Genomic DNA, 22,875 nt, shown 5'->3' with positions numbered 1-22,875 from the left:
ATTTCACACCTGTTTTTCTTCTAAAGTTTCTATTTCCCTATTTAAATAATAATGGCCTATCGGTTTTAAATCGTTATCCAATTCATAAACTAATGGTGTTCCTGTTGGAATGTTTACATTTTCTATATCTTTATCTGAAATTTGATCTAAATGTTTTACTAAAGCACGTATTGTATTTCCATGGGCTGCAATAATTACTTGTTTACCAGCTTTTACGTTAGGAGCTATCTCTTCATTCCAATATGAAACAACTCGTTTCTCTGTATCTTCTAGGTCTTCTGTAAGAGGGAACTCATAATCTTTTATATCTCTATATTTCGGATGTGCTGCTTCATATCTTTCATCATCTTTTGTAAGTGCTGGTGGGCGTACATTTGTTGAACGTCTCCATAAGGTTACTTGTTCATCGCCATATTTTCTTGCTGTCTCTTCCTTATTTAACCCTTGAAGTGCACCGTAATGTCGCTCATTTAATTTCCATGTTTTATAAACAGGTATCCACATCAAATCCATTTCTTCGAGAGTAATCCATAAAGTACGCATCGCTCTTCTCAAAACAGATGTATATGCGATATCAAATGAGAAACCACTAGCTTTCAGCATTACTCCGGCTTCTCTTGCTTCTTCCAAACCTTTACTAGATAAATCAACATCCGTCCAACCTGTAAACCGATTTTCAACATTCCATTCACTTTGTCCATGTCGTATTAAAACTAACTTTACCATACTTATTATCCCCTCTCCCTTGAAAGTTGCATTTTCATAAAGAAGTATCTTTATGAAAATGCATTGTTACATATTTAGTTCTTTTTTACTTATTTCACTACTATGACTAAACGCTAATTCAATTAATCCATTTACGTGGGAGTCATCTAATGAATAAAAAACAAGTTTCCCCTCTTTACGCTTTTTCGCTAATCCTATCGTTTGTAATAGTCTTAAGTGGTGTGATGCTGTTGCAATACTACTATGAATAATACTTGCGACATCGCGTACGCAAAGTTCCTTTTCTGTATACAACGCATAAGCAATTTTTAAACGTGTTTCATCTGCAAGTGCCTTAAACATTTTTGCTACACTACTTATATTTTCTTTCTCTAGCATATCACTTGCATGTTTTACTTTTTGCTCATCATAATAACAAAGTTCACAATGTTCTTCCTTCATATGTAACACCTCTTGTTCAAATATATATTTGATTATGTATGTAGTATACCTTATAAACGAGAAACATTCAAATATTCATTTGAATGTTTCTCGTTTATATTAAATTATTCGCTTTCTCACTAGCTTTTTAATTGATGGATACGTTGCTTTTAAACAATAATGAAAAAAAGGTAAGCAATCGCTTACCTTTTCCCTCTTCTATATGTGACTAACAAACCTCAATCCTTTACTTAAAGAAGTCGGCACAACAGACGCGTGATTCTCCCCTTCAGCTTCATAAAACGTAAATCTAAACTGATCGTGTTTCACTTGGAAAAGGCGCTCTGATAATTCCTTTGCCCCTACAACCATATGCTCTCGTTCTAGTGAACCCACTGTAAGAAATACTCCTGTTTTAACCTTTGCATTGTTTAATTCACTTATAAGATTCTCTTCTTTTTCAAGCACAGATTGGTTATTCCACCAAATCGACGGGCTACTTATAAAATAATTTTGAAAAGCATTTAGATTTGTAAATAATATATGTAAAGCAAATAGACCACCTAAAGAATGCCCAAATAGTGTTTGCTTTCCTTTATCAATTTCAAAATTCTTTTCAATTTGCGGCTTTAATTCTTCTTCAATAAAAGTAAAAAAATGATGTGCTCCTCCTGTTTTAGGCCACGGTTTACCGTCTGGCTTTAAAGGTGCATCATTTGAAATTACGCTAGGCGTAAAATCATAGCATCTTTCTTCACCTGAAAATGCCCCTTCAATCGGATAACCAATACCTACTATAATGGCTGGTAAAACACCTGTTTTTTCTGCTCTAACTGATTGTATTTTAACAGCTTCATGGAATGTTTGAAAAAAGGCATTGCCGTCTAATACGTATATAACAGGATACCCTGACTCGGGTGCTGGCTGCCTCGGCTTTGAAATATAAATTTGATACTCGTTACCTTCTAATTTTGAATACATGTTCCACTGTTCTGTATTAGATGTTTTAATCTGCTGTTTTTCAATAGTAGTATTCACCCTATATCCCCCCTTTTAACTTGTTACATATATTTCTACTTTTTCTTCTTGAGATACAACGCTATCATAACCGAAGCAAACAGGAGCCCCGTTATACGGATCGATCATGACACGCGCATCAATATGAAATACTTCTTTTAATACTTCATTTGTAATAATCTCTTCTGGACTACCAGTTGTAACAATTTCCCCTTCCTTCATTGCAATAATTTCATCTGAAAACCTTGCTGCATGGTTAATATCATGTAGTACCATAACGACCGTACAATTATGTTCTTTATTTAACTTCTCCACAATTTGTAATACATCTAATTGATGAGACATATCAAGATATGTAGTTGGTTCATCTAGTAGTAACACTTCTGTCTCTTGTGCTAAAGCCATTGCTAGCCATACCTTTTGTCGTTGACCACCTGATAAATTTGCAATTTGTCTCGTTCGAAATGCAGAAGTTTTCGTTATATCTAATGCCCAGTCAATCATCTCTTTATCTTTTGAAGTTAACTTATTTACATTATTTCGATGTGGATAACGTCCATAAGAAATTAATTCTTCTACTTTAAGCTCTCCTGGCGCAATTGGAGTTTGCGGGAGTAAAGCTAACTGTTTCGCAATTTCTTTCGTTGGAATTGTATTTAGATCTTGCCCTTGCAAATATACTTTACCACTCTTTTGCTTTAAAATTCTTCCCATTGTTTTTAACAATGTTGATTTACCGCACCCGTTTGGCCCTATAATTGTCGTTACTTTTCCTTCTTGTATTTCCACATTTAAATCGCGAAACACTGTAAGCTTTTCATAACTCGTTTCTAAATTTTTTGCACTTAAAATACTCACTTTTATTCCTCCTCTTACGCTTTCGCCTTATAAAGTAAATATAAGAAATACGGTACACCGACAATAGAAATAACGATTCCAACTGGTAACTCTACAGGTGTGAAAACTGTTTTTGCAATAAAGTCTGAAGCAATTACAAGAAACATTCCGATTACTCCGCACGTAGGAATGATATGCTTATGCTGAATACCGACAAGTCTTTTCGCTATATGTGGTGCCATTAATCCAATAAAACCAATACTCCCTGAAACAGCAACACATGCGCTCACAAGTCCGATACTACTTAATAGTAAAATTGATTTCTCTCTTTCTAGCGAAACACCTAAACTTGTAATACTCGTTTCTTCCAACTGAAATAAATCTAATAAATAAGCTTTCTTTTGTATGAGAGGAATTAATATGATAAGCCACGGCAACATGGCAATAATGTACTTCCAGTTTGCACTATATATACTTCCGGACACCCATACTGCAGCCATTTCAAAATCAGTTGACTTCATTTTGAGTGATAAATACATAGAAAATGCCCCAAATCCTGATCCAATTGCAATCCCTGTTAATAAAAGTCGCTGCGAATCTAACTTACCGTTTTTCCAAGAAAACAGATAAATGATGATAGCTGCACCTAATCCACCTACTAAACCAAACATTGGCATCATCATAATAGAAACCCAGTCTGTGCTTTTTAATTGTCCTTGGAAGAAAAACATAAAAATGACGATTGCTGTTCCTGCTCCGGCATTAACCCCTAAAATACCTGGGTCTGCCAATCCATTTCTCGTAATCCCTTGAATAACAGCACCTGCAACACCGAGACCTAATCCTACTAATCCAGCAATTATGATGCGCGGGAGACGGAACTCAAAAATAACTAAATCATGGTCTGGTACTGGATCTATTCTAAAGAGTGTTTTAAATACATCTGTAATCGTAATATCAAACGTACCATTCGTTAAACTAATATAAATAGCACATAGTATTAAAAATATAAGTATCCCCATCGTCATTCCGAAACGTTGATTTGAGCTTTTAAGCATGTCTCTCTCCTCCTCTTGTCCGGATTAAATACAGGAAGAAAGGAATTCCAATTAAAGATGTTACGACTCCAATCGGCGTTTCAAATGGATAATTTACAAATCTACTTAAAACGTCACATAACGCTAGAAAAACGCCGCCAATAACGCCTGCACATGGTAAAATCCACTTATAATCTACTCCAATTATAAAGCGAGTAATGTGCGGAATAATTAAACCTACAAAACCTACTTTCCCCACTAAAGCAACTGCTGTTCCTGTTAAAAAGATTACTGATAAAATAGCCATTGCTTTAACTAGTTTTGTACGCTGCCCTAGGTTAATAGAAACTTCTTCTCCTAAAGAAAGAATCGTAATAGATTTTGATATTAACAGTGCTAAAACTATTCCAATTACCCCAAAAGGTATTGTGATTTTAATTATATTAGGATCAACTTGATCTAACTTTGCATTAAACCAAAAACTAACATTTTGAGAAATTTGGAAATATGAAGCCATCGCGGCCGATACACTACTTAAAAATGTTCCAATAACCGTTCCGATAATTGCCAACCTAACTGGCGATAAGCCATTTTGAAGGAGTGAACCAAAACCAAATACGATACCGGCTCCTAATGCAGAACCAATCATTGAACATACAACCATACCAATCGATGACATTCCTGGAAGAAAAATCATACAAAGTGTAATAACAAAAGCTGCCCCATCCGTCACACCCATAATAGAAGGGGATGCAAGATAGTTTCTTGTCATCCCCTGCATAAGTGCTCCTGATATGGCTAGAAATGCTCCAACTAAAAGAGCTGCAACTACCCTTGGTAAACGTGAAGTAATAATGATATTATGATTTACATCACTTGAATCAAAATGAAATAACGCGTTCCACACCGTTTCAGCATCAATACTTTTCGCCCCATACAAAATAGAAAGTATAACTGTAAATAAGATGAGTATGGGTGCTATACATAATATGGTTACTGGTACTGCATTTGTTTTCTGCATATCATTCAACGCACCTTACTTAAAATATTATTTAGATAAATTTTTCACTGCTTCTTTTAAGAATGCTGTTTTACTCCAAGCAGTACCACCTTGTGCCATTGGATCCACAACGTTTACAAATACTTTCTTTTCTTTCGCAGCATTCATACTTTGCCAAATTGGATTACTTTCAATTTCTTCTAGCACTTTCGGGTTTTTATTTTCAGTTGTTTCATATTGTAAGAAAATATAATCCGGGTTAAGTTCAGCAAGTTTTTCAAATGAAATCTTCTCTTGTGCTTTTACAGTTTTTAATTGTTCTGGAGCAGTTAGCCCAAGATCTTGATAAATTACAGGGTTGAAGTATACTCCTTCTGGATATAGGAATAATTCGTTTGCCCTTAGTCTAATAACAAGTACTTTTTTGTCTTTTAACTTATCTCCTAGTTTTGCTTTTGCTTTTTCAGCGTCCGCATTGTAATCTTTAATAATTTTTTCCGCTTTATCTTTTTTGCCAGTTAATTCTCCCATTAACTTTAAGTTATCTTCCCAATTTGTTGAAACATGTGATACCGGGAATGTAGGAGCTACTTTCGTAAATTTTTCAGCTGTTTCTGCTGGGAATTTCGTACTTGATGTAATAACATCTGGCTTTAATTGAAGTAATGTTTCGAAATTTGGTTCCATTTTCTCACCAACAGATTTTGCACCCTCTAAATCTTTCTCAAGATACTTCGGTAATTTACCACCAACAGTAATTGCACCTACTGGCTTAATACCAAGTACCGCCGCATCTTCCATTGACTCTAAACTAGCTGTCGCAATTTTATCTACTTTTGCTGGCACTGTATATTCTTTACCTAAATATGTAATTTTTCGTTTTTCGTCTTTTTTCGTCTCACTAGCATTTGTCTGTTGTGTTTTTTCTCCTGAAGTTTTATCTGCACTATTACATGCTACTAGCCCTACGCTTAAAACTGTAACCATCCCTAATGTAAATAACTTCTTATTCATCTTTATACATCTCCTCTCGAATTTTCAAAACTATATTCTCAATAAAATTTAACTATATGAAACTTGTCTTACATATATTTCATTAGATTAATAATTCTATCCAGAACTCATTCGCGTTCACTTCCCCTAAGCTATAATTCTTTTATACCTCATCCATTGATAATTATTTTCATTGATAATGATTATCGTTACTAAGTATATATTTAATACGCAATTATTTCAAGAAAGATTTGAAAAATTTTAACAAAATGAATAAAAAAGAAGTATCCGCCTAATGTTAGGGGGATACTTCTTTTTTTAGAAATTTATATGTAATTCAACTGGGCCATGGTCTGATTCCATTACTTCACTATTAATTTTCGCCTCTGTTATTTTGTCTTTCATTCTTTCGGAAACAACAAAATAATCTAAACGCCATCCAATATTTTCACCTTTGTAATCTTGCTCTTACATTTGTGAATACATACATACGCACTTTATTCAGGTTATACTAATTTCAGAGGTGATGTTCTTTGTACAATGAAGGAGTTACGTTAACAAATGAGCATTGGCAAGCGATTATTCATAATGATTCTTCCTATGATAGCAAGTTCTTTTATGCTGTGAAATCAACCGGAATCTTTTGCAGGCCATCATGCAAATCAAGAATACCGAATAAAAACAATGTACGAATTTTTCATCATGCAGAGCAAGCGTTAAGTGAAAATTTTCGCCCGTGCAAACGTTGTAAACCAAATGGGCTCACTTTACCTAATGAAGAGTGGGTAGAACAAATTAAAAAGTATATCGAAAAACACTTTGATGAATTATTAACTCTCGACATACTTGCGGAAATGTGCCATGGTAGCTCATTTCATTTACAACGCACTTTCAAAAAAACGACAGGAATAAGTCCTATAGAATATATACAACAGTTCAGAATTGTTAAAGCGGCAGAACAACTATTACAAACAAATCAATCCATTAAAGAAATTAGTAATGCTGTTGGGATAGAAAACCCAGAATATTTCGCAACTTTATTCAAAAAGAAAACAGGATTTACGCCTACTGCATATCGAAAAAAGAATGAAATGAAAGAGGGTTACAATAATGAATTCCTACAAAAATGATTATATATATTGGACGCTACTTACACATGAAAATTGGCAATTTCATATTGCTGCAACTGAAAATGGACTATGTTTCATTGGATCACAAGATGAGACCTTTGAAGAATTAAATATATGGGCTAGAAAAAAGCTTCCCCAACATATATTGATCCATAGTCCAGATTACTTACAAGTATATACAAAAGAAATTATCGAGTATTTAGAAAACAAGCGAGAAACTTTTGCATTTCCTATCGATGCTTACGGAACTGAATTTCAATTATCTGTTTGGAATACAGTACGTGAAATTCCTTATGGGAAAACATATTCTTACACAGAAATTGCCGAAAGAATTCAAAAATCTAAAGCGGTGCGTGCCGTTGCTACTGCTATTGCAGCTAACCCACTTCTTATTACGATTCCTTGCCATCGTGTTATTGGAAAGAATGGGAAACTAACTGGCTTTAGAGGGGGATTAGAAATGAAGAAAGAATTGCTTACATTAGAAAAGTCGCAGGTAGAATTCTTATGACAGCAGAATATAGTAACGCATTAACTTTAGCAGTGCCAACAGAATTTAGTTTCCAAGAAAATTTACGCTATCTATCACGTTCTAACAATGAATGTATGTTTCACATTGAAGACAACAAAATTTATAAAGTTATCTCTGTTCACGATGTAAATCCTTTAGTTGCAATTAGTATGAATACAGATGGGCATATTCAAATACGTTTTTTAGAAGAATTATATACATCTGAAGAATCGATACACGAAGCTGTAGCTAACTATGTGAAGGATTGGTTTGATTTAACTACTGATTTAGCTCCCTTTTATACATTGGCTAAACATGATGTACTCCTTCAAAGACCAATTGAACAATATTATGGACTTCGTACTTTAGGTATTCCAGACTTATTTGAAGCACTTTCCTGGGGAATTATCGGTCAGCAAATTAATCTCACATATGCTTATACGCTAAAAAGAAGATTAGTCGAACACTTTGGAAATTATGTAGAATGGAACGATAGAAAACATTGGATATTCCCTTCTCCTGAAACGATTGCCAATTTACATGTAGAGGATCTCAAAAACTTAAAAATGACGACTAGAAAATGTGAATATTTAATCGGTATTGCAAAGCTTATTACAGAAGGAAAACTATCAAAAGAATCTTTACTGCAAATACAAGATGTGAAACAAGCTGAAAAACAATTAACCGCTATACATGGTATAGGACCGTGGACTGCCAACTATGTTTTAATGCGCTGTTTACGCTTTCCTTCTGCCTTTCCAATTGACGATGTTGGCTTGCACAATGCAATTAAATATATAACAGGTTCCGAAAGTAAACCGACTAAACAGGAAATAAAAGATTTTGCGGCAAATTGGATGAACTGGGAGTCTTACGCAACTTTTTATTTGTGGCGAGTATTATACTAAAAAACCAAGTAGCACATCTGCACTACTTGGTTCTTTTTTAAGCTTGTTCTTCAAATCGTCTTGCAATCTCTACAATAACTTGAACAGCTTTTTCCATAACATCTACCGAAACATACTCGAATTTACCGTGATAGTTTTCACCACCTGTGAAAATATTCGGCGTTGGTAATCCCATATATGATAGCTGTGATCCATCTGTCCCGCCGCGAATCGGATGAATGTTTGGTTCAATATTTAAACTTTTCATTGCCTCATATGCAATATCAACAATTTCTCTCACTGGTTCAATCTTTTCAAGCATGTTATAGTATTGATCATTCATTTCTAAAACGACTGCATCTTGTCCATACTTCTCTTGCATTTGCTTCACAATATTTTCAACGTTATGTTTACGCGCTTCAAAATTTTCACGATCAAAATCTCGAATAATATAATACGCTTTACTTTGCTCAACATCACCATTTAAAGAAAGTAAATGATAGAATCCTTCATAGCCCTCAGTATATTCCGGCGCCTCTTCTACTGGTAAATACCCATTAAACTCCATAGCAAGTTTAGTTGCGTTACGCATTTTATTTTTCGCTGTTCCAGGATGTGTATTCGTTCCGTTAAACGTTAACTTAGCACCTGCAGCATTAAAGCTTTCATATTCTAAACCACCTAATGGACCTCCATCCATCGTATAAGCGAATGATGCACCAAACGCTTCTACATCAAAATGTGCTGGGCCACGGCCAATTTCTTCATCCGGCGTAAATGCAACTCTTATTTTTCCATGCTTAATTTGTGGATTATGTACTAAATAGTTCATTGCAACCATAATTTCTGTCAAACCAGCTTTATCATCTGCTCCAAGAAGTGTCGTACCATCCGTTGTAATAATCGTATGACCTTTATAAGATGGTAACTCTGGGAATTGCTCTGGTGTTAACACAACATTTAGCTCTTCATTTAACGTAATTGCGTTCCCGTCAAAGTTTTCATGAATTTGTGGTTTTACATTTTTCCCTGTAAAATCTGTCGCCGTATCTAAATGTGCTAAAAAGCCAATTACAGGAACATCCTTATCCGTATTAGCAGGAAGTGTTGCCATTACATAACCGTTATCATCCATCGTCACTTCTGTTAACCCAATTTCTTTTAGCTCTTCCACTAATAACTTACCAAATTCAATTTGTCCAGGTGTTGTTGGCACTGTATGACTTTCTTCATTTGATTGCGTATCAATTTTTACATATCTCGTAAATCTTTCAATAAGTTCTTGTTTCAAACTCGTTCACTCCCTTTTATATTTCTTTCTCTATTATAATCCTTGAGACGAAATATTTTAACTTTTTTGACTGTGAATACATATATTTCATTTGCATTTTAGCTATTTTAAATACCGGCTGAAAAGTCGTAATATTTGTACATTAGAACTCTTACATGTAATATACATAATTATACAATATGGGAGGTTTTAAAAATGAGGCTAACTCTCTTTCGCTATTTTCTTAGGATTAATTTTTTTCGGCCTTGGAAATGCTCTTGCAGTAAAAGTTAAATTTCTCGGTTTACATCCTTGGGAAGTTTTAAACATGGCTCTCTACCAAAGGTTTGGATGGACGATTGGTACGTGGAGTGTCGTATGTGGATTATGTCTCGTTCTCATTTCTTTACTAGTAGATCGAAAATACATAAATGTAGGAACATTTTTAAATGCACTACTTATCGGTCCGATTATGGACTTTTTCTTACAATCAAATATTCTTCCAAACGCTAGTGATTATTTATGGTTAAACTTACTCATTTTATTTTCTGGCATTGCCATTACAGGTATCGGGGGAGGTATGTATGTTGCGGCTGGAATCGGCGCTGGACCTCGTGATGGATTCATGCTTACTATTTCCGACAAAACCGGTCTATCTATTAGCCGTGCTAGAATCATAGTAGAATGCTTTGTACTAGTTATTGGATTTATGCTCGGTGGCCCTGTTTTTGTCGTAACTTTTCTATACACTTTTATTCAAAGTCCAATCTTCCAGCAATCATTTAAAATGTTTCAAACACTCCTACATACTTTACAAAACAAAAACAAAGAGCAAATTAATGAAAATTTATAAAACACAACTTAATACAAATAAATTCACCCTATTTACGGCTCTCACCGCAAATAGGGTGTTTCTTTTTCATCTCACAATTTAAGAATATATGCTACTCATTCACAATAAAAGTATATACATCATTATAAATACAACCATTCACCCTAATAACGTACTTCCCAGGTTTACTAAAACGAATTGTGTATTTGTTTAGCTGAATTGCTTCTTTATCTCCAGAAAGAACATCAATGCTTCTGCCACTTAATACATATAATTCATTTGGATTCATCGATACATCAATTGCATTGAAATTCTCCTCTTTCATTTGCTGTACTTCCGCAGCGCTTACACTTGGTTCTAAAAACAGTAGTCCACTTAATCCAATCGTCCCCGCTAAAGCAACTCCCGCAAACTTTTTAATTTGTTTCATTACAATGACCTCCTTATAGATTTTGCGTAAAGGTGATGTCTCCCCTTACACCACAAAGCCTATATGTAATGAAATAAAAAGTAAACGAGGACAGTAAGACAAAATTCTACATCTTTTTCTCCTATTGAATATAAATCCAACGTTTGGAGTTTTGTCACATTTAAAATTGTTTACTTAAACCAACTTCCAATTATATTATTCAGAAACTGAATAATTACTTATTGATTTAACATTCTAAAAATAGTTGATAAAAATACTTTCTATTCAAATAAGAAGATTTTGCTATAAAAGTAACTTTTACAATAAAGCCCATACAACCAATTTTATTCTGCTTTCCATAATCTCTCTACATTCATTAATTGTTCTTCTTTAAACTCCATCTTATATATATCTGGTTTTGACGTATTCATTAAAAATTCGAAACCATATTGCTTATCAAAATAATTCATCATGAGTGTCATGACAAGTCCATGTGTACCAATTATAATTTTTTGTCCTTGAAAATCCATTAAGATTTCTTTTAATACTTTCACTACCCTTCTTTGGCAATCCGCATATGACTCTCCTTCCGTTCGTGCAAAGTCCGGATTAGAGAACATCTTCTTTACAAGTGGATACACTTCTTTATCTGATATAACTTGATCTCCACTGGAAAACATACACTCCTTAAGATTTTCATATATTAATATTTCTTTTTCATAGAAATCGGCTGTTTTTTCTATCGTTAATACCGCTCTCTTATACGGACTTGAAATGAAAGTATCGATTCCCTCTGTTTTTAATATCTCTGTTACTCTATGAGCGTCTAAACTTCCCTTTTCAGTTAATCCACGTGTTCTTTCACCCTCTTCTAATTTTGGTGATTCACCGTGCCTAACCATATAAATATATGTATTCATACTTCCTCCTCGAAAATATTAATTCATTCATATTTTATAAACTTTGCTGATTTGTCCGTTTAATCCATTCTCCTACTAAACTCTCGAACAATTCAGGTTGTTCAATTTGTAAATTATGCCCTGCCATATCTAACACCGCTAATGTCGCTCTTGGATAATCATCAATAATTTCTATAATATCTTGATAACCTACGGATATATCTTGTCTTCCAGCTAGTAAAAGAACAGGTTTCTCATATTTCATATGATGAAAATTCATAGTAAGAGAGTAATTTTTTTGCAACCTTTCAATAAACTCATAATTAGCAATATCTAGTCCCGGCTTAACCTCCTCTTTAAATCTCGTATATGTATATTCATTCGCGACCACTGCTAACTCGCAAAATTCTTCTCTATCAGTTGAAGTAAGCTTATTTAAAAACTCTTTATCTTGTACAATTACCTGTTTATTCGGGCGGATCCTTTTTTCTTGCTCCGCTACAACAACAGGACATACTAATAGTAATCCATTAACTCTTTCAAACAGCTTTGTGAGTATACCTCGAGCTAAATATCCGCCATAGGACTCCCCTATTAATAAAAAGTTTTTCGTTGGAATAATTTTTTCAATACATGCAATTAACAGTTCTAACATATGATCTGAACTATTTATCCAATCTGGAGCATTCGATTTCCCCATGCCAGGTAAATCAATATATATTCTTTGGTAACCTTTATATTTTTCGAATACTGATTCCATGCACCTCTGCATTAACCTATGATCAGGTGCACAGCCATGTATAATAATGACTGGTTTTCCTTCGCCAATAATTTCATAATATATTTCTGCATCCTTAATCCGGCATATCATAAAAAAGTCCCCCTAGTGTTCTATTCATCTTTACAGGCACCCCTCTCACCCCCATAGGAATACACGTTCTTATTTTATAACTTTTCAGAACATAATTTCAAATTTTATTTTTCAGATTCCAAATAAAAAAAGCCTTCCATGAGTGTATCTCCTCAAAAGAAAGCTCTCTTACGTATTTCCTCCTACTTGAACTTCAAGCATAATTACACATTATTCTTCTAATTTCATCAACACAATTCTCCAGCCATCTGGATCCTCTATCGTTATCCCCTTATCTTTCCAATATGGGTTCTCTGGTTCGACTTCATCATATCCCAATGCATGCAACCTTTTACTCACCTTTTTCATTTCACTATCTTCATGCATATAAAATACGAGTAAATTATCTTTTGTCGGAGCTGGACATGGGCTCCCATCTATATGTCTTGTAAATTCTAAATGATACTCTTCATCTGGGAGTCCAAACATGACCCCATCATAGCCTTCATGATCATAGAATTCACCTATACGTTTTAAGCCCAATCCTTTTTCATAGAATTCTATCACCTTTTCAAACTGATCAGTTGGACGTGCTATTCGAAACTTTACCCAGTTCTTCATGCTCTTCCTCCTATACTAGAGATTTCATACATACTTACGTATTATTGTATATACGCAACATCTTTTTGAAATCCCTCATTCGTATGAGAATAGATGCATACAAAAGTTGAGTTTATACTTTATAACATTCAATTTTATATAAAATTGAATGTTATACCCTTATGCAATTATACATATTCACTTGCGAACCACTAAAAAACCTTTAAAATTCAAAGGATGACTAAATATACAATTTCCATTTAAAATCTTGATGTAATACATACTATCAAACGCCATGTTTTTTTAATTTTAAGAAGTATTAAACTCTTCATCACTTTCCTTATACGCATGATTTTTATAAGGAAATCTGATACAATTCTTAAATAATATTATTATGTATAGATATTACGAATATAGTGCATAATTAAAGAAGGTGATTTTATTGAAATTAAATAAAAATTTACAACTATGTATATTAATTGCGACATTAATATGCTATTCAATCTATTTTATGTTTTTCTATCTGTTCCCTACTCATTTTTCAAATTCAGATGTACGCTTCGCTTCACTTATTGTTGAAGCTATTACATTTGTATCACTCATTTACTCTATATATTCTAAAAAAGTCAGTTCAAATCCGTTTTGGATATGTATCACAATAGCAATTGGTAGTTTTTTATTAGGAAAAATAGTATATACATATCAAGATAGCTTCTTCGAAATTCCAATACATCATTTTACAATTTCTGATGTATTTTACATGTTTTTTCTACTCTTTTGTCTTATCGCTTTCTGCTATAAAATCTTAAAAGAATGCGATAAATGGGAAAAAGCGTTCTTTATTTGTGATATATGCATAGTACTTACTTCCATATTCACATTGGAGTGGTATTTATTTAATCAACCAAATTTAAATATATTCTCTCTTTCACTAGGAGATGTTTTCCTTTCATTTCTATATCCAATTGCAGATTTATTATTTCTTCTACTAGGTGTTAGTCTCTTTTTCCGTCCAACAATTTTTAATTCCAAACGGAAAATTTATATCTTTATTTTTGTATTAATAAGTTCTGCAACTTTTAACTATATTTATTTTTACCTAAATAATCATTTATCAACTGAAACGATAACATTATTACGTCTTTTATATAGAATACCTATATTACTTATTGCAATAGCTGGATCTATTTCAGAAGATCATAATAGCCATAAAAATTATTTCATTGTTAACCCTATAATAGGAAAGAAGGCTTTAGTTGTATTTCCTTATCTTGCCGTTGCAATACTAATCGGGTTTACGTTAAAAGAACAAACAGCATCTTCCACTCTCATTACGGGAAATTGTATTACTTTTATTTTCGTACTCATTCGTCATTCTATTGTACGTATGCAAAACAATTCCCTAACCAAACGTTTACAAGTATTTAATGCCCAATTAGAAGAAAAAGTTACATTACGGACTTCAGATTTAGTTCATAAATCAGAGGCTCTATCTCAAAAGCAACAAAAATTCAAATCATTATATGAATATCACCCTGATCCTATTTTTACAATTGATTTAAATGGTGTATTCTTAAATGTAAATAAAGCTGGAAGTATACTACTTGGAGCACCAACGAACGAGTTACTTGGTGAAACATGTTTTTCAATTATTTTAGATGAAGATAAACATAAACTAGCATGTGCATTAGAAAAAGTGAAACAACAAGAATCGGCATCCTTACAACTTAGTTCTCAATATAAAGATGGCTTTACTTATTTTTTATACGTTACTATCGTCCCTATTATGATAGACGGACAAATTTCAGGAAGCTATATTATGGTGAAAGATATTACTGCACTAAAAAAACAACAAGAAGAAATAAAATATTTAGCATTCCATGATACTGTAACGAAAATTGGGAACCGTGCCTTTTTCCATAAGAAATTAAAAAGAATTATAAAAAATGCTAAAACGACAGAAAGCGAGTTTGCATTATTATATTTGGACTTAGATCGCTTTAAAGCAATTAACGATACACTTGGACATTCGGCAGGGGATTACATATTAGAAGAAGTAGCGAAGCGATTCCAATCCTGTCTTCCATCACATACTCATCTGTCAAGAATCGGTGGTGATGAGTTTACAGTCTTAATTGAAAACTATACTGATGAAGATTCTTTATTCGAGTTATGCAACCAGTTATTTGAATGCATGGAAAAATCGTTTGTCATACATGAACATACATTAAGTTTATCACTAAGTATTGGCATCGCTATTTATCCATATTCCGGAATCGATACCGCTACACTTCTGAAAAACGCTAATGTTGCAATGTATGATGCGAAAGCAAAAGAACTTAATTCTGTCTCTATTTATGATGACGTAATTGCAAACAAAATTGAAAGACGATTACGATTAGAAAAAGATTTACCAAATGCAATTCAAAATGAAGAATTGTTCCTTTTATATCAACCTCAAGTTGATAGCGAATCTAACGACATTATCGGTGCTGAAGCTTTAATCAGGTGGAATCATCCTGAATTAGGTATTATTTCTCCATACGAGTTTATTCCGATTGCAGAAGAAACACTACAAATCATTCCAATAGGAAAATGGACATTACAACAAGCATGTCAACAAATGAAACGTTGGCATACACTCGGATATTCTCATTTAAAAATAGGCGTAAATTTATCTGCTAAAGAATTTGAACAAGAAGATTTTGTAAAGTCTATTTCTGCTACATTAACAAATACAGGTTTACCAGCAAGTTCTCTTGATCTTGAATTAACAGAACGAATTGCAATGATGGATGAGCGAGAAACATTAATAAAACTGCGTACACTAAAGAGTTTAGGCGTTCACATTTCAATTGACGACTTTGGTACAGGTTATTCTTCGCTAGCTTATTTACCTTTATATCCAATCGATACGTTAAAAATCCCGAGAGAATTTATTACAATGTCTGAAACATGTGACGATGGAATGGAAATTATTAAAACGATCATCACATTAGCAAATACATTAGGAATGTCAGTTATCGCTGAAGGTGTAGAAACGAAAGAACACGTGCGTTTCCTTCAAAAAAATAATTGTCAATTTATTCAAGGCTACTACTACAGCAAGCCTATTCATGCTGATTCATTTTCTACTCTTCTCAAAAAAGGTGTTCATTCTCTGTAGCGTAAATACATACAAGAAAAGGAAAGAAGAGACGGACTCTTTTTTCCTTTTTTGTACTTTGCAATTTTTCATTTCCTTCACATATCATTTATGTAAGTAGTTACTAATATATTTATGATAACAGACTTGAATAGGAGGGATTTACATGCAACACGACAATCCAAATCATAAACTTTCCAAAAACATTCCTCTATCCCTCTTCTCAATAAAAAACGAGCTAAAACAAAAATGCATCAACGTAAATAACTTCCTTTCTCCCCTTTCGAACGAAGAAAAAGTATTCATACATACAATTAAAGAAAGAACAAAATTATTGAATCAAAATAATGTTACAAGAACTCGTGCTTACTATCAATTTTACAAAAGATATCCTGAAATACATTGGGCATTGCTTGGACATATGGTATCGCGGAACGGCGGTTGGAACATGACAGATTTAAAGGGGGATTTATATACGAAATTGTTATCTGAGAAAGATCAATTTACTTTCTTTTCTTTTTTAGAACGGGGTAATTGGCTTATCTTTCAAGATGTGTATCCACAATTTTTATTATATGAACAGAGTGTTAAAAAAAACAAAAATCTTTTTCATCTCCTCCCTCACCTCAATGTGTCAACATTCATGGAAACAATGTGGAACTTTTTTTGGAAAACTGGAAACAAACAAATATTAACGATTGCGACTATTATTAATGAACAAAACTACTTAGAAAAAAGAGTGATTCAAAATAAATACTTCAAAAAAAATGTACTAAATAGTATTGGATTTAAACTTTTTGATTTCTTTCAATTTAATCATATTCTCTTCCCTTTCTCTGAAGAAAATACTGAACAAAAAACAATATTAATTGGTGATACAATGAAACATTTCACTTCCTTACACGAACGAATTTTGCTCGGAAAACGATTATATACATTATTGTTTCATGATGAACACGTTTTAGCTCGTATACTACAATGGGCTGACACTCATCCACATACTGGATCACGAAAAGATTATTGGCCACATTTATTTTCAAGTGTGAATGAATCCTTTTCAAGAGAGTTTTATAAACGAAGAATAAAGAAATGCCAATTAAAAAGTGATGCCCACCGTATATATAGCCCTGCACTTATGTATGTATGGAAAAATATGAAACATGAAGAAACAGAACATGAAGATTGGTTTAACGACTGGCAAGTCATACATTATTTAACCGATAAGGAGGAAAGGATACATGGACAAATTACAGAAGACTACTGTAAAACACTCGAAAAAATTGAGTTGGCAATTCTTGCAAAGAAAAACGTCCTCCTTCGAGAAGAAGAATAACCTTTTCGCATTAGTTATTACAATCTTATTCTCTTCTATTATCGGAACTTTCTTAGATGCTTTCTTTGTTGCGAAACAAATGTATTCCTTTCCGGTTAGACCTTTCTCATCCATATTTTCAATTAACATTGGCTTTACTTTATTTGTACTACCGATTTTAACAACGATTTTCATACAAATTTCAAAAACATTATCTACAGTTTCTAGAATTCTATTTATTATTTCAATAGGTATTTGTGCTAGCATTTTTGAACAGATTTCTGAAAGATTCGGTTTCTTTATTCATAGTTTGGATTGGAATCATACATATTCTTTATTTGGCTATATGATTTTCTTTTCTTTTATTTGGAAAGTATATTATTTCATAATTAATAAAAAAGAGTACTAAAAGGCTAGCAAACCTTTTCGTACTCTTTTTTATTATGTTTCATATATTTATTACGCATATAATTCGGATAACTCAATTATTTTATTAACAATACTTTGTTCATCTATTTTTAAACATGTGGATGCATGACCCAATAATACTTCATGACTCCCAACACAAATGCTTTCCTTAGCGTGTAGAAACATTGATAAATCGTTCGAATCATTACCAAACACTACGAATTCTCTCTCTTTTATACCCAATCGTTGTAACCCTACCCATTTATCAATATTCTCAGGGCTTATATCCACGATCCCTTCATTATCATGTTCATAAATACGTATAGGAAGTTCTGTTAACATATTCATAATATATTCTTTTTGAACATGGTCAGGAAATAATACCACCTTCACTACTTCCTTAATTTCATCAATATGTACATTATTAGCCAATTGATTAGGATCTATGTTTTTGTAGATAGGATGATTCTCGCTTCCTGTATAAGAATAATTCCAATGACTATCTATCAAATATGAAAGGCTATGTTTCTTTATTATTGAATGTATAGCACTTACCGTTCCTGGATCAAAAGTTATAACTTCAATAGTGTCCTTTCCCTTTGCAATAAATGCCCCATTCCCACCAATCATTGAATAATGATGCATATGATTTGGTAGCACCGGTAATAAGTCCCTAATCGGCCTAGCTGATGCAAATATAACCTCATGCCCTTTACTTTGACATACGTCTAGCGCGTGAATTATCCCTTTCGTTACTGCGTTCCCTTTAAAACAAATAGTACCATCAATATCAAAAATAAATTTCATATACATCACTCCTTTCTTTTTAATGTATATGAATTATTTTATAATAGAAAGGACAGATGTCCCAAAAGGAGAAACATTATGCAAAATATTGTAGATAATACCTTATTATTAAGCTACTTAAATAACGAGTACATAAAAAAGCTATTCCAACAATTCAATCATCCATTTAAGATCCTTAGATATGAAGCGAAAGAAACTGTACTACACGAAGGCGAAATGATTGATGGCCTATATATTCAAATGTCAGGTCGTACAAAAATAACTTCAAGTGTAATTACAGGTAAAGCATTATTACTAAGATTTTGTTCTGCCGTTTCTATCATGGGAGATATTGAATTAATTCAGTCCGTAAACATACAATCTCATGTAACCTCCGAACAACAGACGGATTTTCTTTTTATTGATAAAAATTATGTAACAAGTTACTTATTACAAGATGTAATCTTCCTTCAAGAACTCATTCATCACGTCACTTATAAACTACAAACCTGCACAACAGCTTCACGTATCAATTTACTAGCTTCTGTGGAAACACGCTTTGCTAGTTATTTATGTACAGCCCGAAATCCATCTAATTTATTTGGGCGCGAAATTCATACTAAAGATCATCATGAAATAGCCTCATTAATCGGGACAACTACCCGTCATCTTAATCGAGTCATTGAAAAACTAATAGCTAACAATATCATGCATAAAAATAATAAACAAATTGTTGTTGACGATTGGAAAGCTATTGATACCCTTTCAAATGGACTACGATATGAATAAAAATTTAATAATTATATAACCCACTTTAATAAAGAGACCGTTTTTATAACGATCTCTTTTTAAGCATAATCTTCAGTTATTGCTAATGATGTAGGATTTTGAAGGCGTTTTGAACGCAAACGATAGGCAACGATTTTCTTTTTATACTGCTTTATTACATCAACATGTTCCTCATGACTATACAGAGAAAATCGAATCTCTTTATTCCCTTTCTTCGTGTTAATAACGATTGGTGTTCCTTCCCCGTGCGGCGGAAAATAATGTTTATCTAAAAATAGAGCTTCGTTAAATTCATGAATAACTTGTAGTTTCGTTTCCCCCTCTATATTTTTTCCGTCTATCAATATAGTGGTATTCTCTTCCTCAAGTTTTTGATGCAATTCAAATCTACTAATAATTGATTCTACAACAGAAGTCGGCATACTAGAAACTAGTACTTTAATCGCACCAAAAATAAATAATGTAACTATAAACCATGTTGTCATTTTCATCATCTCCATTACATTTTAAAATATAAATTTCGTTCCATACCGTATAATTATACTAATAAGTATTCCAGTTACAATCATCGTCACCGAACCGATCGTCGCTTCTTTCTCGCCTTCCTTCACAAGACGACTTACCCCGATAATATGTGAGGAGCAGCCCATTCCCACTCCTTTTCCAATTGTACTCGTTATACGGAAAAACTTAAGTACTGTTGGTCCGATAATAGCACCTGTGATTCCTGCAACAACTACAAAACTAGAAGTCATAGACCAACTAAGCTAAATATATATAGCACGCATACTTGAAGCAAAAGTGTCACGTACTTCATTTCTTCTCCTCTTTTCACTATCTCACACCCATGTTATGAAATCTCATTTAACGTATCAGCAAACCGTACAATTCCAAGTTGAATTTGTTCTATATTCACTCTCCCAAAAGTAAAACGAATATATTCACTTTTAGTACCTAAAACACTTCCCGGAACAAACGCTACACCATTTCGTATAGATTCGCCTAATAAATGATATTCATCAAACGTTCCTTGCACTTTGCACCATAAATGTATTCCACCCTCTGGAACAAAAAATTCAACCTGATCCCCTAATATTTCTTTAAGCTTTCTAATTAACGCATCTCTTCTTTCTTTCAATTGTCCACGAAGCATTGTAATATGTGCATGAAAATCTTCTGATTCTAAAAATTGATTTGCCACCCACTGTGTAAATACACTATGGCCAAAATCAACTTGCTGCTTCGCATCCGCTAAACGCTCTATTACACGCGTAGGGCCAATTACCCAGCCAATACGTAATCCTGATGCAACAATTTTTGATAGTGAACTTATATAAAGAACATTCCCGTTTTGATCCATTGATTTTAATGTTGGATTCACTTCACCATTAAATGAAGTTAAACTATACGGATCATCTTCTACAATCGGTATGCCAAATTCAGAAGACAGTTCTAAAATCTTTTTACGTCTTGCCAATGAAAGCACGGTTCCAGTTGGATTTTGATAATCCGGATTTAAAAATACCATACGAATACGATGCTTTTTATGCAAATCAATTAAGTCATCTGGATTCATTCCATGCTGATCAACAGGTAAATGGAATATTTTTAAGCCAGCTGATTTAAATATCGGCAGTGAAAAACAATACGAAGGGTCCTCAATTGCAATCGCATCACCAGGTTTTAATAAGCATTGAACGATAAGATTAAGTGCCTGTTGTGCTCCAGATGTAATAAGGATAGAATTCGAATCTGCTTCAATTTGTTTATATTGCTGAACATGTGCTGCAATTGTTTTTCTCAACATTTCATTTCCAAGTGGATGGTCATAACCGAGGTTTTCCATAAATGTTTTCTCCGACAAAATCGTTCGGAATCTATCACTCGGAATTAATTCTGGTGACAATTCACCACTCGCTAAATTAATTAAGTCGTTTTTTTGTGTTTCCGTTCGAATTTGTTGAACGAGTGGTACATTAGGTAAGAATGACCCATCCTCGACGTACCTACCCCAGTTTGGTATTCGTTTATGCGAAACACCCCATATATCTGTATTCACCCGCGTTCCGCTTCCTTTTTGCCGTTCTACTACTCCAAGTGATTTTAATTCTTCATATGCAGCTACTATCGTACTCCTATTCACCTGTAATTCTTTTGCTAACATACGCTCAGAAGGTAACTTACTGTCAGAAGGAAACTCACCTGAAGAAATACCCCTTTCAATATAACCCGCTATTTGTTTATATACAGGCGTCTTATCTGCACGATTTGGTTTCCATTCCATATAGTTGCCTCCTTTCAAAACGAACTATCCTCAATTTATTACTAACAGTATTCACCATAAAAATAGTATTAATTAGTCACATTTTCTCATCCAAAAATGGATATATTAAAATAGCTCCGTCTCTAATTACTCGATAGCTTCTGAAATTCCAGCTTCATGCTCTCGTTGCAGTTCGGTTACAAACTATCAAATTATTACCGCATACCATGTTACCCCTAGCAGTAGAACAAAAAGAAGGACAATATAGATGGCAGATAAATTTTTCACATTTCTCTTTGTGGACTTGCCGTAATTCTCCTCTACATTTCGTGCAACTAGCACGGTCCCAAACAGTGATACAATTACAATAATAACGACTAGTGAAATCGCAAAGCTCATTGTATTTTCACCTCTCTAAGGCCAGTCTATTTTTATTAAGAACTTCCTCTTTAAAACGTTGATAACATACTACCTTTCTTCTCTTATCATAATAGATGTTTGCAAAAAACGGACCAACCACTTTTATATTTTTTTGCTCATCCACTTTAAAAATAAAAAGCAACTGAACACTTATGATCAGTTGCTTTTTCCCAGGATTATTTATGCCAATTTTCATTTGAAATTAATTCGATTTAAAAGTTTAGTCTTTTCATAATGAAACATCGATTGAGATAAATCGAAAATTGTTCCATTTACAAGATACACTGTATTTTCAATAAGAAGCGACGTATTTTATCGCTTCTTATCCTCATCA

23 protein-coding genes and 4 pseudogenes are annotated in these 22,875 nt (G+C 33.4%); 8 read left to right on the top strand and 19 right to left on the bottom strand.

Features of this window, described 5'->3' with window-relative positions; genetic code table 11:
- Positions 1 to 3: 3 nt before the first annotated feature.
- The 8 genes and pseudogenes from gpmA to PDK19_RS04970 all read right to left on the bottom strand — a co-directional run.
- On the bottom strand, positions 4 to 726 hold the full coding sequence (gene gpmA / locus PDK19_RS05005; protein ID WP_000240143.1) for a 2,3-diphosphoglycerate-dependent phosphoglycerate mutase: 723 nt from the start codon (positions 724 to 726) through the stop codon (positions 4 to 6).
- A 66-nt stretch (positions 727 to 792) separates the two neighbouring features.
- The gene (locus PDK19_RS05000; RefSeq protein WP_000656812.1) at positions 793 to 1,167 is read right to left on the bottom strand and encodes an ArsR/SmtB family transcription factor; all 375 of its coding nucleotides are present in this window, start codon (positions 1,165 to 1,167) and stop codon (positions 793 to 795) included.
- Positions 1,168 to 1,365: 198 nt separating this feature from the next.
- Complete coding sequence (locus tag PDK19_RS04995) at positions 1,366 to 2,184, bottom strand: alpha/beta hydrolase (protein ID WP_229135338.1); 819 nt, start codon at positions 2,182 to 2,184, stop codon at positions 1,366 to 1,368.
- A 15-nt stretch (positions 2,185 to 2,199) separates the two neighbouring features.
- Positions 2,200 to 3,021 carry an ABC transporter ATP-binding protein gene (locus PDK19_RS04990; protein ID WP_000025777.1) on the bottom strand — a complete coding sequence of 274 codons (822 nt, stop codon included), beginning with the start codon at positions 3,019 to 3,021 and terminating at the stop codon, positions 2,200 to 2,202.
- A 14-nt stretch (positions 3,022 to 3,035) separates the two neighbouring features.
- The gene (locus PDK19_RS04985) at positions 3,036 to 4,058 is read right to left on the bottom strand and encodes a FecCD family ABC transporter permease (RefSeq protein ID WP_000920433.1); all 1,023 of its coding nucleotides are present in this window, start codon (positions 4,056 to 4,058) and stop codon (positions 3,036 to 3,038) included.
- Positions 4,051 to 5,058, bottom strand: coding sequence for a FecCD family ABC transporter permease (locus PDK19_RS04980; RefSeq protein ID WP_001173062.1), 1,008 nt, complete (start codon positions 5,056 to 5,058; stop codon positions 4,051 to 4,053). The genes PDK19_RS04985 and PDK19_RS04980 overlap by 8 nt, the downstream gene beginning before the upstream one ends.
- Before the next feature lie 27 nt (positions 5,059 to 5,085).
- A complete protein-coding gene (locus PDK19_RS04975) occupies positions 5,086 to 6,051 on the bottom strand; it encodes an iron-hydroxamate ABC transporter substrate-binding protein (protein ID WP_270706667.1) in 966 nt (321 codons plus the stop codon).
- A gap of 297 nt (positions 6,052 to 6,348) precedes the next feature.
- Positions 6,349 to 6,486, bottom strand: a pseudogene (locus PDK19_RS04970) (exodeoxyribonuclease III); the annotation flags it as partial.
- 77 nt (positions 6,487 to 6,563) lie between these two features.
- On the opposite strand from PDK19_RS04970, the gene PDK19_RS04965 reads away from it, so the two are divergent.
- The 3 genes from PDK19_RS04965 to PDK19_RS04955 are packed head-to-tail and all read left to right on the top strand — an operon-like array spanning position 6,564 to position 8,579.
- Positions 6,564 to 7,160 (top strand): bifunctional transcriptional activator/DNA repair enzyme AdaA, encoded by a 597-nt coding sequence (locus PDK19_RS04965; protein WP_000282156.1) that lies wholly within the window; start codon positions 6,564 to 6,566, stop codon positions 7,158 to 7,160.
- On the top strand, positions 7,141 to 7,671 hold the full coding sequence (locus PDK19_RS04960; protein ID WP_001089810.1) for a methylated-DNA--[protein]-cysteine S-methyltransferase: 531 nt from the start codon (positions 7,141 to 7,143) through the stop codon (positions 7,669 to 7,671). Before PDK19_RS04965 ends, PDK19_RS04960 begins: the two co-directional genes overlap by 20 nt.
- A complete protein-coding gene (locus PDK19_RS04955; protein ID WP_000123529.1) occupies positions 7,668 to 8,579 on the top strand; it encodes a DNA-3-methyladenine glycosylase family protein in 912 nt (303 codons plus the stop codon). The genes PDK19_RS04960 and PDK19_RS04955 overlap by 4 nt, the downstream gene beginning before the upstream one ends.
- A gap of 37 nt (positions 8,580 to 8,616) precedes the next feature.
- Here the strand turns inward: PDK19_RS04955 and pepT are convergent, their stop codons facing one another.
- Positions 8,617 to 9,849: a peptidase T gene (gene pepT, locus PDK19_RS04950; protein ID WP_000807021.1), complete on the bottom strand. Its 1,233-nt coding sequence runs from the start codon at positions 9,847 to 9,849 to the stop codon at positions 8,617 to 8,619.
- A 195-nt stretch (positions 9,850 to 10,044) separates the two neighbouring features.
- On the opposite strand from pepT, the pseudogene PDK19_RS04945 reads away from it, so the two are divergent.
- A pseudogene (locus PDK19_RS04945) lies at positions 10,045 to 10,681 on the top strand (YczE/YyaS/YitT family protein).
- A gap of 91 nt (positions 10,682 to 10,772) precedes the next feature.
- Here PDK19_RS04945 and PDK19_RS04940 read toward each other — a convergent pair.
- The 4 genes from PDK19_RS04940 to PDK19_RS04925 all read right to left on the bottom strand — a co-directional run bounded on the left by PDK19_RS04940 (position 10,773) and on the right by PDK19_RS04925 (position 13,439).
- Positions 10,773 to 11,090, bottom strand: coding sequence for a hypothetical protein (locus tag PDK19_RS04940; protein ID WP_000809490.1), 318 nt, complete (start codon positions 11,088 to 11,090; stop codon positions 10,773 to 10,775).
- A 323-nt stretch (positions 11,091 to 11,413) separates the two neighbouring features.
- Complete coding sequence (locus PDK19_RS04935) at positions 11,414 to 11,989, bottom strand: histidine phosphatase family protein (protein ID WP_001099563.1); 576 nt, start codon at positions 11,987 to 11,989, stop codon at positions 11,414 to 11,416.
- A gap of 34 nt (positions 11,990 to 12,023) precedes the next feature.
- Positions 12,024 to 12,839 carry an alpha/beta fold hydrolase gene (locus tag PDK19_RS04930; RefSeq protein ID WP_049113014.1) on the bottom strand — a complete coding sequence of 272 codons (816 nt, stop codon included), beginning with the start codon at positions 12,837 to 12,839 and terminating at the stop codon, positions 12,024 to 12,026.
- A gap of 210 nt (positions 12,840 to 13,049) precedes the next feature.
- On the bottom strand, positions 13,050 to 13,439 hold the full coding sequence (locus tag PDK19_RS04925; RefSeq protein ID WP_000800657.1) for a VOC family protein: 390 nt from the start codon (positions 13,437 to 13,439) through the stop codon (positions 13,050 to 13,052).
- 421 nt (positions 13,440 to 13,860) lie between these two features.
- Between PDK19_RS04925 and PDK19_RS04920 the strand changes: the two genes are divergently transcribed.
- The 3 genes from PDK19_RS04920 to PDK19_RS04910 all read left to right on the top strand — a co-directional run bounded on the left by PDK19_RS04920 (position 13,861) and on the right by PDK19_RS04910 (position 18,284).
- Positions 13,861 to 16,584, top strand: a complete 2,724-nt coding sequence (locus PDK19_RS04920; RefSeq protein ID WP_000773529.1) for a bifunctional diguanylate cyclase/phosphodiesterase — start codon at positions 13,861 to 13,863, stop codon at positions 16,582 to 16,584.
- Between the two features lie 145 nt (positions 16,585 to 16,729).
- Positions 16,730 to 17,896, top strand: a complete 1,167-nt coding sequence (locus PDK19_RS04915) for a DUF2515 domain-containing protein (protein WP_270706666.1) — start codon at positions 16,730 to 16,732, stop codon at positions 17,894 to 17,896.
- Positions 17,859 to 18,284 carry a CBO0543 family protein gene (locus tag PDK19_RS04910; protein ID WP_139867115.1) on the top strand — a complete coding sequence of 142 codons (426 nt, stop codon included), beginning with the start codon at positions 17,859 to 17,861 and terminating at the stop codon, positions 18,282 to 18,284. Before PDK19_RS04915 ends, PDK19_RS04910 begins: the two co-directional genes overlap by 38 nt.
- 50 nt (positions 18,285 to 18,334) lie before the next feature.
- Here the strand turns inward: PDK19_RS04910 and PDK19_RS04905 are convergent, their stop codons facing one another.
- Positions 18,335 to 19,090 (bottom strand): HAD-IIB family hydrolase, encoded by a 756-nt coding sequence (locus PDK19_RS04905; RefSeq protein ID WP_062822125.1) that lies wholly within the window; start codon positions 19,088 to 19,090, stop codon positions 18,335 to 18,337.
- Between the two features lie 78 nt (positions 19,091 to 19,168).
- Here PDK19_RS04905 and PDK19_RS04900 point away from each other — a divergent pair, with 78 nt between their 5' ends.
- On the top strand, positions 19,169 to 19,858 hold the full coding sequence (locus PDK19_RS04900; protein WP_001179788.1) for a Crp/Fnr family transcriptional regulator: 690 nt from the start codon (positions 19,169 to 19,171) through the stop codon (positions 19,856 to 19,858).
- 59 nt (positions 19,859 to 19,917) lie between these two features.
- Here the strand turns inward: PDK19_RS04900 and PDK19_RS04895 are convergent, their stop codons facing one another.
- From PDK19_RS04895 to PDK19_RS04875, 5 genes and pseudogenes are all read right to left on the bottom strand, one after another.
- Positions 19,918 to 20,343 (bottom strand): YfmQ family protein, encoded by a 426-nt coding sequence (locus PDK19_RS04895; RefSeq protein WP_087954531.1) that lies wholly within the window; start codon positions 20,341 to 20,343, stop codon positions 19,918 to 19,920.
- A gap of 21 nt (positions 20,344 to 20,364) precedes the next feature.
- Positions 20,365 to 20,616, bottom strand: a pseudogene (locus PDK19_RS04890) (LrgB family protein); the annotation flags it as partial.
- Between the two features lie 92 nt (positions 20,617 to 20,708).
- Positions 20,709 to 22,142: a MocR-like pyridoxine biosynthesis transcription factor PdxR gene (gene pdxR / locus PDK19_RS04885; protein ID WP_049113016.1), complete on the bottom strand. Its 1,434-nt coding sequence runs from the start codon at positions 22,140 to 22,142 to the stop codon at positions 20,709 to 20,711.
- A gap of 186 nt (positions 22,143 to 22,328) precedes the next feature.
- Positions 22,329 to 22,520 (bottom strand): hypothetical protein, encoded by a 192-nt coding sequence (locus PDK19_RS04880; protein ID WP_000006463.1) that lies wholly within the window; start codon positions 22,518 to 22,520, stop codon positions 22,329 to 22,331.
- 213 nt (positions 22,521 to 22,733) lie between these two features.
- Positions 22,734 to 22,847 (bottom strand): annotated as a pseudogene (locus PDK19_RS04875) (GntR family transcriptional regulator); the annotation flags it as partial.
- Between the last annotated feature and the right edge of the window lie 28 nt (positions 22,848 to 22,875).

Origin of the sequence: Bacillus cereus group sp. BcHK124 (assembly GCF_027712065.1) — a bacterium.
Taxonomy (GTDB): Bacteria; Bacillota; Bacilli; order Bacillales; family Bacillaceae_G; genus Bacillus_A; species Bacillus_A pacificus.
Note: the sequence above shows the minus strand (reverse complement) of the source record. Positions and strands in the feature narration are given on the sequence as shown.

Bases quoted from the DNA above. Each gene is read 5' to 3' on its own strand.
- gpmA (WP_000240143.1), bottom strand. From the start codon at position 726: ATGGTAAAGTTAGTTTTAATACGACATGGACAAAGTGAATGGAATGTT.
- PDK19_RS05000 (WP_000656812.1), bottom strand. From the start codon at position 1,167: ATGAAGGAAGAACATTGTGAACTTTGTTATTATGATGAGCAAAAAGTA.
- PDK19_RS04985 (WP_000920433.1), bottom strand. From the start codon at position 4,058: ATGCTTAAAAGCTCAAATCAACGTTTCGGAATGACGATGGGGATACTT.
- PDK19_RS04980 (WP_001173062.1), bottom strand. From the start codon at position 5,058: ATGCAGAAAACAAATGCAGTACCAGTAACCATATTATGTATAGCACCC.
- PDK19_RS04975 (WP_270706667.1), bottom strand. From the start codon at position 6,051: ATGAATAAGAAGTTATTTACATTAGGGATGGTTACAGTTTTAAGCGTA.
- PDK19_RS04960 (WP_001089810.1), top strand. From the start codon at position 7,141: ATGAATTCCTACAAAAATGATTATATATATTGGACGCTACTTACACAT.
- PDK19_RS04955 (WP_000123529.1), top strand. From the start codon at position 7,668: ATGACAGCAGAATATAGTAACGCATTAACTTTAGCAGTGCCAACAGAA.
- PDK19_RS04940 (WP_000809490.1), bottom strand. From the start codon at position 11,090: ATGAAACAAATTAAAAAGTTTGCGGGAGTTGCTTTAGCGGGGACGATT.
- PDK19_RS04935 (WP_001099563.1), bottom strand. From the start codon at position 11,989: ATGAATACATATATTTATATGGTTAGGCACGGTGAATCACCAAAATTA.
- PDK19_RS04930 (WP_049113014.1), bottom strand. From the start codon at position 12,839: ATGATATGCCGGATTAAGGATGCAGAAATATATTATGAAATTATTGGC.
- PDK19_RS04925 (WP_000800657.1), bottom strand. From the start codon at position 13,439: ATGAAGAACTGGGTAAAGTTTCGAATAGCACGTCCAACTGATCAGTTT.
- PDK19_RS04915 (WP_270706666.1), top strand. From the start codon at position 16,730: ATGCAACACGACAATCCAAATCATAAACTTTCCAAAAACATTCCTCTA.
- PDK19_RS04905 (WP_062822125.1), bottom strand. From the start codon at position 19,090: ATGAAATTTATTTTTGATATTGATGGTACTATTTGTTTTAAAGGGAAC.
- PDK19_RS04900 (WP_001179788.1), top strand. From the start codon at position 19,169: ATGCAAAATATTGTAGATAATACCTTATTATTAAGCTACTTAAATAAC.
- PDK19_RS04895 (WP_087954531.1), bottom strand. From the start codon at position 20,343: ATGACAACATGGTTTATAGTTACATTATTTATTTTTGGTGCGATTAAA.
- pdxR (WP_049113016.1), bottom strand. From the start codon at position 22,142: ATGGAATGGAAACCAAATCGTGCAGATAAGACGCCTGTATATAAACAA.
- PDK19_RS04880 (WP_000006463.1), bottom strand. From the start codon at position 22,520: ATGAGCTTTGCGATTTCACTAGTCGTTATTATTGTAATTGTATCACTG.